General features: G+C 65.2%; 11 protein-coding genes. 6 read left to right on the top strand and 5 right to left on the bottom strand.

Going from position 1 to position 16,370, the window contains the following annotated elements; translation table 11 throughout:
• Positions 1 to 88 precede the first annotated feature (88 nt).
• Entirely contained in the window at positions 89 to 937 is an 849-nt protein-coding gene (locus tag JHD07_RS13535; protein WP_291622879.1) for a caspase family protein, read from the bottom strand.
• Positions 938 to 1,356: 419 nt separating this feature from the next.
• Here JHD07_RS13535 and JHD07_RS13540 point away from each other — a divergent pair, with 419 nt between their 5' ends.
• From JHD07_RS13540 to JHD07_RS13550, 3 genes are all read left to right on the top strand, one after another.
• Positions 1,357 to 3,084: a hypothetical protein gene (locus JHD07_RS13540; protein ID WP_291622882.1), complete on the top strand. Its 1,728-nt coding sequence runs from the start codon at positions 1,357 to 1,359 to the stop codon at positions 3,082 to 3,084.
• A 159-nt stretch (positions 3,085 to 3,243) separates the two neighbouring features.
• The gene (locus JHD07_RS13545; protein WP_291622884.1) at positions 3,244 to 3,969 is read left to right on the top strand and encodes a thermonuclease family protein; all 726 of its coding nucleotides are present in this window, start codon (positions 3,244 to 3,246) and stop codon (positions 3,967 to 3,969) included.
• 102 nt (positions 3,970 to 4,071) lie between these two features.
• Positions 4,072 to 5,259 carry an aminotransferase class V-fold PLP-dependent enzyme gene (locus tag JHD07_RS13550; RefSeq protein WP_291622886.1) on the top strand — a complete coding sequence of 396 codons (1,188 nt, stop codon included), beginning with the start codon at positions 4,072 to 4,074 and terminating at the stop codon, positions 5,257 to 5,259.
• 133 nt (positions 5,260 to 5,392) lie between these two features.
• Here JHD07_RS13550 and JHD07_RS13555 read toward each other — a convergent pair whose 3' ends face one another.
• Both JHD07_RS13555 and JHD07_RS13560 read right to left on the bottom strand, forming a co-directional pair.
• Positions 5,393 to 6,511 (bottom strand): hypothetical protein, encoded by a 1,119-nt coding sequence (locus JHD07_RS13555; protein ID WP_291622888.1) that lies wholly within the window; start codon positions 6,509 to 6,511, stop codon positions 5,393 to 5,395.
• The gene (locus JHD07_RS13560) at positions 6,511 to 7,947 is read right to left on the bottom strand and encodes an MBOAT family protein (protein WP_291622890.1); all 1,437 of its coding nucleotides are present in this window, start codon (positions 7,945 to 7,947) and stop codon (positions 6,511 to 6,513) included. The genes JHD07_RS13555 and JHD07_RS13560 overlap by 1 nt, the downstream gene beginning before the upstream one ends.
• Positions 7,948 to 8,195: 248 nt before the next feature.
• Between JHD07_RS13560 and JHD07_RS13565 the strand changes: the two genes are divergently transcribed.
• Positions 8,196 to 10,301, top strand: coding sequence for a S9 family peptidase (locus JHD07_RS13565; RefSeq protein WP_291622898.1), 2,106 nt, complete (start codon positions 8,196 to 8,198; stop codon positions 10,299 to 10,301).
• 209 nt (positions 10,302 to 10,510) lie between these two features.
• On the opposite strand, the gene JHD07_RS13570 is transcribed toward JHD07_RS13565, so the two are convergent.
• Both JHD07_RS13570 and araD read right to left on the bottom strand, forming a co-directional pair.
• Positions 10,511 to 11,230, bottom strand: coding sequence for a ribonuclease activity regulator RraA (locus JHD07_RS13570; RefSeq protein WP_291622892.1), 720 nt, complete (start codon positions 11,228 to 11,230; stop codon positions 10,511 to 10,513).
• A 128-nt stretch (positions 11,231 to 11,358) separates the two neighbouring features.
• Positions 11,359 to 13,098, bottom strand: coding sequence for an L-arabinonate dehydratase (araD, locus tag JHD07_RS13575; RefSeq protein ID WP_291622894.1), 1,740 nt, complete (start codon positions 13,096 to 13,098; stop codon positions 11,359 to 11,361).
• A 261-nt stretch (positions 13,099 to 13,359) separates the two neighbouring features.
• Between araD and JHD07_RS13580 the strand changes: the two genes are divergently transcribed.
• Together JHD07_RS13580 and JHD07_RS13585 are read left to right on the top strand one after the other, a co-directional pair.
• A complete protein-coding gene (locus tag JHD07_RS13580) occupies positions 13,360 to 13,779 on the top strand; it encodes a response regulator (protein ID WP_291622896.1) in 420 nt (139 codons plus the stop codon).
• On the top strand, positions 13,757 to 16,370 hold a 2,614-nt coding region (locus JHD07_RS13585; RefSeq protein WP_291622897.1), incomplete at its 3' end, for a PAS domain S-box protein. The genes JHD07_RS13580 and JHD07_RS13585, both read left to right, overlap by 23 nt.

Raw genomic sequence — 16,370 nt, forward strand, 5'->3', positions numbered from 1 at the left:
CCCAAGAACACTGGGCCCCGGCTCAGCGTCGCATCATTGCATGATGCGCCGCGTCCGGGGCACGAGACGTCGCAAGAGCCAGGAAAAACTAGCCGCCGGTTGCGCCGAAATGGACGTCTTCGAGCAGCGAGGAGGACACGGTCGGAACCTGGTCGCCTTCGCTGGCGCGGGAGATGGCGAGGCGGGTCTTGTTGAAGACGCTCTCGGCGCTGCCCGACTTGCCGAGGTTGGCGAGGAATTCGCTGACCAGCACGCTGTGCTCGCCCTTGACGTCGTCGACGACCTTGCCGGGGGAGGCGGAGGTGAGGATCAGCGCGTTGTCGGACGCGCTGATCGGCGCGAGGCCGTGGCTGTAGGAGCGGAAGCGGCGCTCGTAAGGATTGCGGCGGGAGGCGTCGACCACGACGAGCTTCGCCTTGGCGCCCTGCTCCTTCATCATCTCGAGCACGCCCTCGATCGACACACCTTGGCGGCGGACGTCCCTTTCCTTCCAGATCACGGCATCGACCGGCAACATGTAGCTCTCGCGGCCGGCCTGCACGCCGTAGCCGCCGAAGAACAGCATGACGACGCTGTCGCGCGTGATCCGGGACTTCAGGCGGTTGACGGCGCGGACCATGTCGTCGCGGGTCGCATCTTCCACCATGTCCACGTCGAAGCCGTTCTTGCGCAGCGACGAGGACAGCGCGCGGGCGTCGTTGATCGACTGCGTCAGCGGCGCACTGGCGTCGGGATAATGTCCATTGCCGATGACCAGCGCCAGGCGGGAACTCTGGCCGATCGAACCGGTGATCCGGTCGGTCGAGACCGCCTTGGCCGCATCGATCGCACGCATGTTGAGAGCAGCATGGGCGCCGATCACCAGCGACACCGTGCCGATGAGGGCTGCGGCGAGGGCGATCGTACGTCGGGAAAGGTCGAGCTGCTTCAAATTCATCTCGGTTCGTTTCCTGTGCCAAAGACCAGCCAAGCGCGCGCACACTGTTTGAGTAGCGCGATAGCGGCTTTAGGTTTGAGGGATTGGCCGGGGGTGTGCCCCCGAATTGCGCGCAATTTGCGGCGCCGCACCAAACAAACCCTTAACCGGATATAGGCCCTGGGGCAATAGATTGCTCATTATTTGAGCTAAACCACTGACGATACTAATCAATTCTCCGCTGCGAATTGCTGAATTCCTGGCTTTCCCGTAGCCTTACGGGACGCGATCATGTCGCCCTCGCGCCGGCTTTTCCGTGACTTCCATCACATTTGTATTTCCCGCGAATCCGGGTAGCTTTTTCAACGACTTGCAGGGGGTGGCACGCGGATGGGAGCGTGCCTGATGTCCCCGACCGAGGCCCCGCGACCAGGTATTTCATGAGCTTTCATTATTTTGCCGGCGCCGCCTGCCGGGCGCTGACGGCGCGGAAGGACGGCCCCTCGCTTTACGACGTCTGCGATCCCGTATTGTCGGGCACGGCCAGCGGCGATCCGCATATCGCCAAATTCTACAAGACCGCGCTCGGCAATCCCGCGCTGCGGATCCTGCTGCGACGCGCGGGCGTGCCCGAGCTGCGTGACGAGGCCAAACTGACGCAGCTGCGGCAGGCACTCACCCAGGCCCGCGACGAGGCCGAGCCCGACTGGGCGGCGGTCGGGCAGCCGATCGCCGCTCTTGTCGACAGCATCGCGCTCGACCATCCCAAGCCGCCGCCGGTGTCGTTCGCCGCCGCCGTGCCGCAGAGCGCCGAGATCGACGGCGTGATCCGCGACTGCGCCCAGCACCTTCTCGACTCCTACCGCCGCAACGGCTTCCTGCCGACCTATGCCGCCTTCAACCTGATCGGCGATCCCGATGTCCGGGGCCGCGAGCTGATCATGGCGCTGACGGGACTGAACGCGCGCGGCTACAAGAATTCCTCGCTGCTGTTCAACCTCGCCCGCGTCTTCATCGCGCGCTCGCCCGCGCGCGCCGTGGTCAATCCGCCCTGGAAAGGCATTGCCGAGCCGATGTGGGAGCCGGTGCAGATCCGCCACCGCTCGGCCTATTACGACGCGTTCTTCATCGAGGCGCTGCTGAGCTATGTCGAGACCGGGCTCGCCACGCCGGCCGACAAGAGTGCGGCGGAGCGTGCAATCGCCGACATGGTGGATTTCTGCATCAACATCAGCCGCGAGCAGGTCGAGGGCTTGGGCGGCGCGCGCTTCGACGTCATCACTGCGCTCGCGCCGGCGCCGCACCCGCGCTTCTCCCGCTACTTCGCGCAGATCAAGCAGGATCTCGGCTTTGGAATCTACGTGCCGGATTGCGACACCACGGCCTGCTCGATCTCCGCGGCAACGCAGGCTGGCTGCACCGATCCGATCATCGACCAGCCGTTGCTGGATTTCTATGCCGGCTACCAGGTGCGCGCCGGCGTCAACGAACCGCGCGTGACCGTGCCGCTCAACGACAATATCGATTACGAGGGCGGGGTTGCGACCTGGATCGACAATCTCGCGGGCGCCCGTCCCTACGGCAACGATCTCGATCCTACCCTCAATCTCGACATTCTCGAGGTCAGCTTTCGCAACCTGGCGCGCTGGAAAATCCTGGAGACTCCGGCGCGGCTCGCCACCGTGCATCGCATCATCGGCTTCCAGAAACGGCTGGCGGCGAGCGGCGCCTTCGCCAATCCGCGCTCGCACATCTATTATCTGCCGGAGCTCTACAGCGCCTATTTCGGCCGCTGCTATGCGGCGTTCCTGGCGCTGCCGCTGGCGGCGCAGGCCGCAATCGATCCCGACGGCGATTTCGATTTCATCCGCCATCGCGTGCTGTCCTACGTCAAGGGCGAGCTGATGGCTGCCGAGATGAACGTGTTCGATGCGGCGCTGGCGCTGATCGCGCTCGGCCATCTCGGCGCCGACCCGCGTGCCTTTGCGCCGGCGCTGAACGTGATCGTCGCCGGGCTCGGCGAAGGCGGCCGCCGCGGCCCATTCCGCGCCTATGAATGGAACAAGATGAAGACACCGACGCGGATTCTCGTCGGCGGTCCCGAGGTGACGTCGGCCTTCGTGCTGATGGGACTGGCGCTCGCCAAGCGGGCGATGGCGCGGGGGTGAGGCGATTTCTCTTACCCTCCCTCTCCAGGGGAGGGTAAGCAAGCCATCGCGCAATGACGGGAAGTTGAAAGCCGATCAGTCAGGCCTAAGCTGGCTGACAGGCCAAAAGCCGACCACAATTGCAGCGTCTATCGAGATGTTCATCACACGCGGACCGGCATGTTGCGAAAGATCCTGATTGCGCTGTCTCTCCTTGTCCTGCCTTCGCTCGCGCACGCTGCCGACATCTCCGGCACGGCCAAGGTTCGCGCCGGCGACGCGGTCGTGATCGGCAACACGCGGATCCGGCTCGGCGGCATCGACGCGCCGGCGGTCGACCAGCTCTGCCTCAACACCAAGGCCGAGCGCTGGACCTGCGGCATCGCGGCCCGCGACGAGCTCGCCAGACACGCCGACGGAAAGAACTGGATCTGTCACGCCCGCTCTATCGACCGGCGCGGCCGGACCGTGGCGCGTTGCGAGGTCGGCGGCGAGGACATCCAGAAATGGCTGGTGCGCAGCGGCTGGGCGCTGGCCTATACCCGCATGTCCAAGGACTACGAGGCGGATGAAAAGGCCGCGCGCGAGGCCAAGGCCGGGATGTGGCAGGGCGCCTTCATCGCGCCCTGGGACTGGCGTGTCCGCAACAAGAAGACAACTATTCTGGGCGCGACCAAGCCACCCGACGGGGCGCATGCCGTGCTGCTCGCCTCGGCCTCCGGGCCGGTGGCACCGTCGCCGGACTGCACCATCAAGGGCAACGTGAACAGCGCCGGCGAATGCATCTATCACCGGCCCACCAGCCGCTGGTACACCCAGATCAGGATGAAGGTCAGCAAGGGCACCCGCTGGTTCTGCTCGGTCGAGGAGGCCGAAGCCGCCGGCTGCCGCGAGACCAAACGATAACCCAGACCCGCGTTTTGCGCGCTTTTCCAGGGCTTCGGCGCCGCGTAAAGGTAGGACTCAGCAATCCAGCAGTCCGTTCTCTGGCAACAAGGACCAACAGCAATGACCGTTCGCGCGGGCCGGGAATTTCTGGCCATCCCCGGGCCCACCACGATGCCCGACGAGGTGCTGCAGGCGATGCACCGCCCGGCGATCGACATCTACTCCAAGGAGATGCTCGAGCTGACCGAGAGCCTGCTCGGCGACCTCACGAGGCTGTTTGCGACCAAGGGCAAGTCCTACATCTACATCGCCAATGGTCACGGCGCCTGGGAAGCGGCGCTCAGCAACGTGCTCTCGCGCGGCGACAAGGTCCTGGTGCTGGAGAGCGGCCGGTTTGCGATCGGCTGGGGCAATGCGGCGGCCCTGATGGGCGCCGAGGTCGAGGTGCTCAAGGGCGACTGGCGCCGCGCGGTGCGGCCGCACGAGGTCGAGGAGCGCCTGCGCCGCGACAAGGAGCACAGCATCAAGGCCGTCGTCGTGGTGCAGGTCGACACCGCCTCGGGCGTGCAGAACGACATCGAGGCGATCGGCAAGGCGATCAAGGCGAGCGGCCATCCCGCGCTGTACATGGTCGACACCGTCGCCTCGCTCGGCTGCATGCCCTTCAAGATGGACGAATGGGGCATCGACGTCGCGATGTCCGGCTCGCAGAAGGGCCTGATGACGCCGCCCGGCCTCGGCTTCGTCGCCGCCAATGCGCGCGCACTCGAAGTGCACAAGAAGGCCAACATGTCGACGCCCTATTGGAGCTGGAGCGAGCGCGAGGGCACCGAGAACTATCGCAAATATGCCGGCACCGCGCCGGTGCATCTCCTGTTCGCTTTGCGCAAGGCAATCGACATGCTGCACGAGGAGGGCCTCGAAAATGCCTTCCGCCGCCACAGCCTGCTCGCCGAAGCCGCGCGGCGCGCGGTCGCCGTCTGGTCCGAGGGCCAGGTGCTCGGCTTCAACGTCGCCGAGGCCAGCGAGCGCTCCAACACCGTGACCACGGTGACCATGAGCAACGGCCATGACCCGGCCGTGCTGCAACGCTATTGCAAGGACAAGTGCGGCGTCGTGCTCGGCACCGGCATCGGCGATCTCTCCGGCCAGGCCTTCCGCATCGCCCATATGGGCCACGTCAACGCGCCGATGCTGCTCGGCACGCTGGGCGTGATCGAGGTCGGCCTCAACGCGTTGAAGATCCCGCACGGCCAGGGCGGGCTGGAGGCCGCGGTCGCGTATCTCGGGGACGAGGTGGCGGCGTAGGGAAACGGCGCGCGCTGCGCACTCGCCTTCCTTCTCCCACAAGGGGAGAGGGAAAGATCAGCGCTTGTAGCCCGGGTGAGCGAAGCGACACCCGGGACCTTGCGAACTCCACACGTCGCTTCGCTCATGCGGGCTACGGCAGGTTCACTCGTGGCACGCGATACGCATCCACATGCGCCTTCAGCCCATCCAGCGACGCCGTCGGCTGCTTCGGATCAACCCGATACTCTCCGCTCGCCAGCCATTTCAGCACCATCGCGTCCACCACCGGCGAATGGTGGATGACGTCGCTGTAATTGTCGAGATCGTGCGTCACCGGCTTGATCGCGCGGAAATCATGCAGGCGAACGTTGGGAAGCTGCGTCAGGCGCTCGGCGATCACGGCCGTGAGGTCGGTGACGATCTTCAGCGTTTCGGGCGAGGCATCGCGCATGGCGACGAATTGCAGGATAGAATAGGGCGGGAAGTAGATGTCGAAGGTCACGCCTGGATGGCGCGCGATCAGGCCGAGGGCATCGCGCTCGAAATGCCGGACCATGGCCTCGAAGCCATAGCCTTCGCCGAGGAAGCGGCGGCGCGCGGGATCGGTGATGTATGTGAAGGCGGCGAGCGTCTTTCTGGCGTTGTAGTCTCGCGCAACGTCGAAATCCCGCGGCAGGGCGTAGATGTCGTCGATGTCTGCCAGCGCGAACTTGACCGGCAGATAAGGCGCCGCCCGGGTCATCGGCTCACGCAGCGGCGGGAGCGACCGCAGCAGCGCGAACAAGGACTCCTTTGCCATCGATGCGCTGAACAGATAGGACGCGATGCCCTTGGCAGTTCGGCGATAGAGATCCACGGAGAGATAGGGATCGGCCTCGATGTCGGCGGCATCGATGAAGATGAAATCGTCCATCTCCCAGATCACCCGCCTGGCGCCGCGGTCGATCGCCTGCTCGAGCACAAAGGCCTGCTGGCGCGAGTTGGAGCCGGTCATTGCCAGCTTGAGCGAGCGCACACCAAGCGCACGGTCGATGTCGCTCTGGCGGAAATGGATCGCGAGCGAGGTGCCCATGAAGGCGGTGTCGAACGGCTGGCTGCGGATCAGTCCGGCATTCTGCACGCGCGTGTCGTCGGAATAGAAGGCGGGGATGAGGTACGAGGGTCGGAATAGTTGCAGCGGATCGACTGCGAAGGTCAGCGCCGCCGCGCCGAGCACGCATGCCGTGGCAGCAAGGAGAAGCCGCGCCAGATTGGTGAACATGCCCCGCATCAGAACCGGAAATAGATGAATTCGCTGTGGCTCTGGATACCCAGAAAGCCGAACGCGAGCACCAGCGACGCCGCATAGAGCACCAGCGGCCGCATCCGTCCGGTCCGCAAGGTTTCGCCGACCCTGCGGTTCGCGTGGTCGTATCCCATGAGGCCTTGCGTGTTCGGCGCAAGCCACACCAGCGCGGCATAGATGGCGATGAGGACGAGCGCCGCGATCTCCTCGCGGCCGAACACGATATTCGAGGGATCAGCCATGGCTTGGAGCACGCGCAGTGCCCATTCCACGCTCGCGGCGCGGAAAAACACCCAGGCGACCACGACGGCGAGGAACGTCAGCGCGGCGCCCGCGATGCGAGCCGGGCGTGCAAGCCGCGGCGAAACGTTCGGCGCCAAGGCATGGAAGGCATGATTGACGCAGAGATACGCGCCGTGCAACGCGCCCCAAACGACAAAAGTCCAGGCCGCGCCGTGCCAGAGCCCGCCGAGCAGCATGGTGGCCATCAGGTTGACGTAGCGCAGCACGCGGCCCCTGCGGTTGCCGCCGAGCGGGATGTAGAGATAGTCGCGCAAAAACTGCGACAGCGTCATGTGCCAGCGCCGCCAGAACTCGACAATGCTGGTCGCCTTGTAGGGCGAGTTGAAGTTGACCGGCAGGAAGATGCCGAACATCAGCGAGATCCCGATCGCCATGTCGGAATAGCCGGAGAAGTCGAAATAGAGCTGGAACGTGTAGGCGAGCGCGCCAAGCCAGGCCTGGTCGAAGCTCGGCGAGCGGGCCTCGAAGGCGAGCGCGACCAGCGGCTGGATGCCGTCGGCAAGGCAGGTCTTCTTGAACAGGCCGATGGCGAAGATGATGATCCCGCACAGCATCAGATGCGCGTCCGGATTCTTCGATTCCTTGCGCTCGAATTGCGGGATCATGTCCTTGTGGTGAAGGATCGGCCCTGCGATCAAATGCGGAAAGTACGTCACGAACAGCGCGTAGTGCGGCAAGGCGTAACGTGCGACCTGGCCGCGATACGCGTCCACCAGAAACGCGATCTGGGTGAAAGTGTAGAAGGAAATGCCGACCGGCAGCAGGATATGAACCGCGAGATGCGTGCCGAGCACCGCGTTGATGTTCTCGGCGGCAAAGCCCGCATATTTGAAGATGCCGAGCACGAGGAGATCGCCGGCGAGGCCGAATGCGAGCGCCGCCTTGCGTTGCATGGGCGCCAGCTCAGCCGTGATCAGGAGGTGGCCAACGCCAAAATTGAAGGCGATCGAGAGCAGTAAGAGGGCCAGGAACTGCCAGCTGCCGATCGCGTAGAAGGTGATCGAGGCCAGCGCCAGCCAGATCACCGGGGCCAGATTGCTGCGCCGGCCGAGCTGGAAATAGCCGGCCAGCACGATCGGCAGAAACAGCAGGATGAACGGATAGGAATTGAACAGCATCAGGCTGGACCGGCGGCGGGGATATCGTCCCTAAAGCATACAAGGGGCGGGGCAACAACCCGGTGAGGCGGCAGCGGCGCTGGCTATTCAGGGGCTTGTCGCCATATTATAGGCGACCAGCCGCCTTCTACGGCCGTCATTGCCGGGCTTGACCCGGCAAATCCATCGCTAAAGATTCGTCTTTGATGGATGCGCGGGTCAAGCCCGCGCATGACGAGATGAGTTTCGGCGAGACGAACGAGGACCGAGTGACCCAGGCCAAAGCATCTTCCCAGCCCCCCGTCGCCCCGCGCCGGCCGCATTCCTTCTCGCGGCACGGCATCACCGTGACCGACGACTATGCCTGGCTGAAGGACGCAAACTGGCAGGAGGTGCTGCGTCATCCCGCGGTGCTCGACCCCGACATCCGCACATATCTGGATGAAGAGAACGTCTACACCGAGAGCCTGCTCGGCCATACTGCGCCGCTCCAGAAGACGCTGGTGCGCGAGATGCGCGGACGCATCAAGGAGGACGATTCCAGCGTGCCGTCGCCGGATGGCCCCTTCGCCTATTTCCGCAGGTTTCGCGAGGGCGGGCAGCATGAGCTGTTCGGGCGCATGCCGCGCGACGGCGGCGAGGGCCAGATCGTCCTCGACGGCGACGCGCTGGCCAAAGACCACGAATACTTCAAATTCGGCGGCAGCCGCCACTCCTACGATCACAAGCTGCAGGCCTGGAGCGCGGACACCAAGGGCTCCGAATATTTCTCGATCCGCGTGCGCGACTGGGGAACCGGCAAAGACCTCGACGATGTCGTCGAGGAGACCGACGGCGGCGTGGTCTGGGCCGCGGACTGCAAGAGCTTCTTCTACGTCAAGCTCGACGACAATCATCGGCCGAGGCAGGTGTGGCGGCACAAGCTCGGGACCGGGCAGGCCGACGACACGCTGGTCTATGAGGAGCAGGATGCCGGCTGGTTCACCCATCTGCACGAGAGCACCAGCGGCCGCTTCTGCGTGATCGCGGGCGGCGACCATGAGACGAGCGAGCAGCGGCTGATCGATCTCGCCCATCCCGAGGCGCCGCCGCGGCTGGTCGCGGCGCGCGAAGAAGGCGTGCAATATTCACTCGCCGATCGCGGCGACGAGCTCTACATCCTCACCAATGCCGACGATGCCATCGACTTCAAGATCGTCACCGCGCCGCTTGCTTCGCCGGAGCGCAAGAACTGGCGCGACCTGATCCCCTATCGTCCCGGCATCTACATCATCGACCTCGACCTCTATGCCGGCCATCTGGTGCGGCTGGAACGCGCCCATGCACTGCCGGCGATCGTGATCCGCGACCTCGGAACGAACGAGGAGCACGAGATATCGTTCGAAGAAGCCGCCTATTCGCTGGACACGATGGGCTCCTACGAATTCGACACGACGAATTTGCGCTTCGCCTATTCGTCGATGACGACGCCGTCGGAAGTCTACGACTACGACATGGTCAAGCGCACGCGCGTCTTGCGCAAACGCCAGGAGATTCCCTCCGGCCACGATGCGAGCGACTACGTCACCACGCGCATCATGGCGACATCGCATGACGGTGCCGAGGTGCCGGTCTCGATCCTCCATCGCCGCGGGCTGAAGCTCGACGGCACGGCGCCGCTATTGCTCTATGGCTACGGCTCCTACGGCATGGCGATGCCGGCTTCGTTCAGCGCCAATCGCCTGTCGTTGGTCGACCGCGGCTTCGTCTACGCCATCGCCCATATCCGCGGCGGCGCCGACAAGGGCTGGGGCTGGTATCTCGACGGCAAGCGCGAGAAGAAGACGAACTCGTTCGACGATTTCGCCGCCAGCGCCCGCGCGCTGATCGCTGCGAAATACACCAGCGCCGGGCGCATCGTCGGCCATGGCGGCTCGGCCGGCGGCATGCTGATGGGCGCGGTCGCCAACCGTGCCGGCGAGCTGTTCGCCGGCATCGTCGCCGAGGTGCCGTTCGTCGACGTGCTCAACACCATGCTCGACGACACGCTGCCGCTGACGCCGCCGGAATGGCCGGAATGGGGCAACCCGATCGAGAGCGAGACCGATTTCCGCACCATCCTGTCGTATTCGCCCTACGACAACGTCGCGGCAAAGGACTATCCGGCGATCCTGGCGATGGGCGGGCTGACCGATCCGCGCGTCACCTATTGGGAGCCCGCCAAATGGATCGCGCGGCTGCGCGCCACCATGACGGGCGGCGGCCCGGTCCTGCTCCGCACCAACATGGGCGCCGGCCATGGCGGCGCCTCGGGCCGCTTCGACCGGCTCGACGAAGTCGCGATCGTTTACGCGTTCGCGCTGTGGGCGGCGGGGATGGCGGAGGCTGAGGTGTAGCAAGACCTGAAGCAACACCGTCCGCTGTCGTCCCCGCGAAGGCGGGGACCCATACCGCGTGATGTATCGGTGAGGCGCAGGTGATAGTACCGACGACGACTTCTTAACTGCAAGTCTTCGCCAAACTGCTCCCTGGGGTTATGGGTTCCGGATCTGCGCTTCGCTTGTCCGGGACGACAACCGAGAATGTGGCGCGACCTGCAGAAAAGTCAGCGCCCGTTCTTCTTCCGCCATTCCGCGAAATCCGTCAGCGTCTGCGGATCGGTGGCGGGATAGAGGCCGAAGATGCCGCGGCCCTTGCCGACTTCCTCGGTGACGAAGTCCTCGAACGCAGTCATCTCGAAGGTTTCGTTGGCGATCTCGTCCGCGAGATGAGCGGGGATCACGATGACGCCGTCCGCATCGCCGAGGATTACGTCGCCGGGAAACACCGGCGCGTCGCCGCAGCCGATCGGCACGTTGATCTCGATCGCCTGGTGCAGCGTGAGGTTGGTCGGCGCCGAGGGGCGGTGATGAAAGGCGGGAAAGCCGAGCCTGGCGATCTCGGCGGAGTCGCGAAACCCGCCGTCGGTGACGACGCCCGCAACGCCGCGCTTCATCAGCCGCGTGACCAGGATGGCGCCGGCGGAGGCTGCCCGCGCGTCCTTGCGGCTGTCCATCACCAGCACGGCGCCCGGCGGACAATCCTCGACCGCCTTGCGCTGCGGATGGGAGCGGTCCTTGAAGACATCGATGGTGTTGAGATCCTCGCGCGCCGGGATGTAGCGCAGCGTGAAGGCCTCGCCGACCATGGTCGGCTGCTCCGGGCTCAGGGGGCGGACATCCTGGATCATCTGGATGCGCAGGCCGCGCTTGAACAAGGCGGTGGCGACGGTGGCGGTAGAGACGGATTTGAGTTTTGTGCGGGTGGCTTCGGTGAGTTTTGGCATCTCATACTCTCTCTCTTTCGTCATTCCGGGGCGGCGAAGCCGAACCCGGAATCCATCGGGCGGCACATACTGCTGCACGATGGATTCCGGGCTCGCGCCAAGGGGCGCGCCCCGGAATGACAGGCTCACTAATAAATCGACGGCTCGCCGATCGGCGCGCCGAAATCGGTCTCGAGGAAATCGAAGTCGCAGCCGTCATTGGCCTGCTTGATGTGTTTGGTGAACATCCAGCCATAGCCGCGCTCGAAGCGGCGCTCGGGCTGCTTCCAGGCGGCGCGGCGTTTGGCGAGCTCAGCCTCGCTCACATCGAGATTGATGGTGCGCGCGGCGACGTCGAGCGTGATGCGGTCGCCGTTCTGCACCAGGGCCAGCGGACCGCCGATATAGGACTCCGGCGAGACGTGCAGGATGCAGGCGCCGTAGCTGGTGCCGCTCATGCGCGCATCCGAGATGCGGACCATGTCGCGCACGCCCTGCTTCACGAGCTTGGTCGGAATCGGCAGCATGCCCCATTCCGGCATGCCCGGCCCGCCCTGCGGCCCCGCATTGCGCAGGATCAGGATGTGGTCCTCGGTGACGTCGAGGTCGGGATCGTCGACCGCCTTCTTCATCGAGGGGTAATCGTCGAACACCAGCGCCGGGCCGGTATGCTTGAGGAAGCGCGGCGCGCAGGCGCTCGGCTTGATGACGCAGCCGTCGGGCGCGAGATTGCCCCTGAGTACGGCGAGCGCGCCTTCCTTGTAGATGGGATTGTCGATGGAGCGGATCACGTCGGCATTGTAGACCTCGGCGCCCTCGATGTTCTCAGCCACCGTCTTGCCGGTGACGGTGATGCAGTCGAGATGCAGATGCGGCCTGATTTGCGCCATCAGCGCCGGCAGGCCGCCGGCATAGAAGAAGTCCTCCATCAGATAGGCATCGCCGCTCGGGCGGACGTTGGCGATGACGGGCACCTTGCGGCTCGCGGTCTCGAAATCGTCGAGGCCGATATCCTGGCCGGCGCGGCGGGCCTGCGCGATCAGATGGATGATCGCGTTGGTCGAGCAGCCCATCGCCATCGCGACCGCAATGCCATTCTCGAACGCCTTGCGGGTCTGGATCAGCTTCGGCGTCAGGTCCTCCCAGACCATCTCGACGATGCGGCGGCCGCATTCGCTGGCCATGCGGATGTGGTTGGCGTCGGCGGCCGGAATCGAGGAGGCGCCGGGCAGCGTCATGCCAATCGCCTCCGCAATCGCGGTCATGGTCGATGCGGTGCCCATGGTCATGCAGGTGCCGTAGCTGCGGGCGATGCCGGCCTCGATGTCGAGCCAGTCCTTGTCCGAGATCTTCCCGGCGCGGCGTTCGTCCCAATATTTCCAGCCGTCCGAGCCTGAACCGAGCGTCTTGCCTTTCCAGTTGCCGCGCAGCATCGGCCCTGCCGGCAGATAGATCGCCGGGATGTTCATGGAGGTCGCACCCAGCAGCAGCGCCGGTGTCGTCTTGTCGCAGCCGCCCATCAGCACGACGCCGTCGACGGGGTGGCTGCGCAAGAGCTCCTCGGCGTCCATGGCCAGCAGGTTGCGATAGAGCATGGTGGTCGGCTTCAGCAACGATTCCGACAGCGACAATGCCGGCAGTTCCAGCGGCAGGCCGCCGGCCATCAGGATACCGCGCTTGACGTCGTCGACGCGCGACTTGAAATGCATGTGACAGGGCTGCGCATCCGACCAGGTGTTGAGGATCGCGATGGCAGGGCGGTCCTTCCACTCCTCCGGAGCGTAACCCATCTGCATGGCCCGGGAGCGGTGGCCGAACGAGCGCAGGTCGTCGGGCGCGAACCAGCGCGCGCTGCGAAGCTGGTCGGGCGTCTTTTTCTTGCCGGTCATGTTATGCCCCTGTCCGTCCTGAGGATTCATCTGCTCTTCTCACAGGCTATCCACCCCCCGCAAGGCACTGGGCGGGCGAAGGCGAACTTCTGCTATGCATTCGGGCGTGCAAACCCGCGGTGCAGCGCAATAAAGCGGCAGCTCGGGCCGGAGGGCTCGAAGTGCTTGCCGGCAGACGAGAATCCGCGCAACAATTTCATATTGATGGTTTTTGATTGCGGTCGCTGGGGCGCTCCCATCCGACCCCGGAGGATTTCAGACGTGGCCAACATCCTGATCGTGGATGACGAACCGGCCATCCAAATCACCATCCGGCTGCTGCTGGAACGGGCTGGTCATCACGTGACTGTCGCCGGCGATGGCCGCAAGGGACTGGCCTTGTTCGAGGCCGGCCGGTTCGACCTGCTGTTTCTCGACATCTTCATGCCCGGCATGGACGGACTGGAGACGATGCGTCACATTCGGGCCCTGGTCCCGACCATTCCGATCGTCGTCGTCTCCGGCCGTTCGATCACGCCCGATGCCTATGCGGAACCGGACTTCCTGAAGATGGCGACCAAGCTCGGTGCGGTGGCCGCTTTGCAGAAACCGTTCCGGCCCGACGCACTGCTTGCGATGGTCGATCATTGCCTGAAGACCGGCCAGCCGGAGGGGTCCGATGTCCGCTCCGACCGCCGATGACAAGAACACCTCCCCTGCTGCAAGCCAGACATGGCGCGGCGGGACGACGAAAACCTCCATGAGCTTCACAACGACGCTGGCGACGCGTCTGGCCATCGCGATGATCCTGCTGGTGGCGGTCACCGTGGCCGCAGTCGGCTGGCTCGGCTATCGCAACACCACGCAGGCCGTCATTCCGCGGGTCCTGGAGCGGGTCGAAGCCCAGTCGCGCCTGATTGCGGCCAATCTTGAATTCTATGTTGCCGGCGTGCGCGGCGATCTGGCCGGCTATCGCGCCGCTGCGGCTATCAATGGCCTGATCCGCGCCAACACCGGCGGAGGAATTGACCCGTCTGACGGCGTCTCCGAGCAAACCTGGCGCGAGCGCATCGCGGCGCGGCTCGCGGCCGAGATCGAGGCCAAGCCTATCTACGGACAATTCAGGATCATCGGCGCCGACGACCAGCGCGAGCTGGTTCGGGTCGATCGCTCCGGACCGAACGGAGCGGTGCGGATCGTCCCGGACGACGAACTGGAGCGCAAGAGCGGCCGGGCCTACTTTCAGGAGACCATTCGACTGAGGCCGGGCGAGATCTACGTGTCCCCCGTCGAACTCGCCACCCGATATGGGGGAACGACGGCACCTCACGCGCCGACCCTGCGGGTCGCGATGCCGCTGTTTGCACCCGACGACAAGCCGTTCGGCATCATCGTCGCCAATATCGACATGCGCCCGGCTCTCGATCGGATTCGCACGACCATGAGCTCGGGCGGAGAGATCTACGTCGTGAATTCGCGCGGCGACTATCTGGTCCATCCCGATCGGGCGCGAGAGTTCGGGTCTTCGCGAGGCCATCCCACCGATTGGCGCAAGGACCTTCCGTTCTACGCAGCCCTGGCCGGCACGTCGGACGTGGCCACGCGGGTCACAACCGACGAGTCGGGCCGGACGAGCGGCGCGGCGTTCGTGCCGTTATCGCTTGCTGGCAAGGAATGGGTCGCCGTTGTCGCAACCGTGCCCCCGTCCGTGTTCGGCCGCGTGCCGGCCGCCATTCAAAAAACGTCCCTGCTGGTCGGCGTGCTGGCCGTTCTCGCCGCAGCTGCGCTCGCGGTGCTGCTGGCCCGCTCGTTGACCCGCCCGATCGGGCGTCTGACGGAGGCGGTGCAGGCCATCGGCAGTGGACGTCCCGCAGACATCCCCGTCGATGCCAGCGGCGAGACCGGCGTGCTCGCGCGGGCCTTTGCCCGGATGGTCGAGGAGACCCGTGCGAAGACCGCCGCGCTCGAGCGCGAGATCGAGGAGCATCGCCGCACCGAGGCCGCGCGAAGCCACCACGCAACGCGCGAGAGTCTGTTCAGCGCGGCGGTGGAATCGTCCGACGACGCGATCGTGATGCAGACGCTCGACGCCGTGATCACCGGCTGGAACCCGGCCGCCGAACGCCTTTACGGCTATACGGCGGAGGAGGCGATCGGCCAGCCCACGTCGATCATCGTCCCGCCCGACCGCCGCGCAGACGGCAAGGACTATCTGGGCCGGATTGCGCGGGGCGAGCCGATCGAACGCTTCGAGACGGTGCGCCTGCGCAAGGACGGCACGCCGGTCGAGATCTCACTGAGCCTGTCGCCGATCAGGGGCCCGTCGGGCGAGATCATCGGCGCCTCCGGCAGCGCGCGCAGCCTGACCGAGGCACGGCGCGCCGAGCGGGCGCTGCAGCAGCAGATCGAGGAGCGGCGGCAGATTTTCGAGACGTCGCAGGACCTGATCATGATCATGGATTCCCATGGTCACATCGCACAGATCAGTCCGAGCAGCGAGATCGTTCTCGGCTACCGGCCGGACGAGATGATTGGCCGCAGCGGCGCCGACTTCATTCATCCCGACCATCTGGAACAGTCCCGTGCCGAGATGCGCGAGATGCGCGCCGGCGCGCGCATCAGGCTCACCGACACCCGCTGCTTCCACCGGAGCGGGCACGAGGTCTGGCTGTCCTGGCTCGGCAGCTGGTCCGAACAGGCGCGCCGCTTCTTCTTCGTCGGACGCGACATGACCGAGGCGCGGCTCGCGCAGGAATCACTGCGCGAGAGCGAACGGCTCGCCCGCAACATCGTCGAGACCTCGCTCGACGCCTTCGTCCAGACCGACGAAACCGGCCATATCCTCAACTGGAACTCGCAGGCCGAGCAGTTGTTCGGCTGGCGCCGCGACGAAGTGCTGGGCAAGCGCACCATCGACCTGATCATCGCCGAAAGCGACCGCGAGATCGTCAGTGAGAGAATGAAGAACTTCCCGAAGAACAGGGACGACAAGACGCTGAAGCATCGCCGCGAGTTGATCTGCCGCAACCGCGACGGCAAGGAATTCAAGGCCGAGGTCAGCGTGACCGCGCTGAACCGCCGCGAGGGCCTGTTGTTCAACGTCTTCTACCGCGATCTCACCGACAAGATCGCCACGGAGGAGCGCATCCGCCACGTCGAGAAGATGGAGGCCGTCGGCCAGCTCACCGGCGGCGTGGCGCATGACTTCAACAATATTCTCACCGTCATCACCGGAACCATCGAGATTCTCGCGGAGGCGGTCGCCAAGGAGCCGCAGCTCGCGGCGATCACGA

This window comes from Bradyrhizobium sp. (assembly GCF_016462955.1).
GTDB lineage: Bacteria > Pseudomonadota > Alphaproteobacteria > Rhizobiales > Xanthobacteraceae > Bradyrhizobium.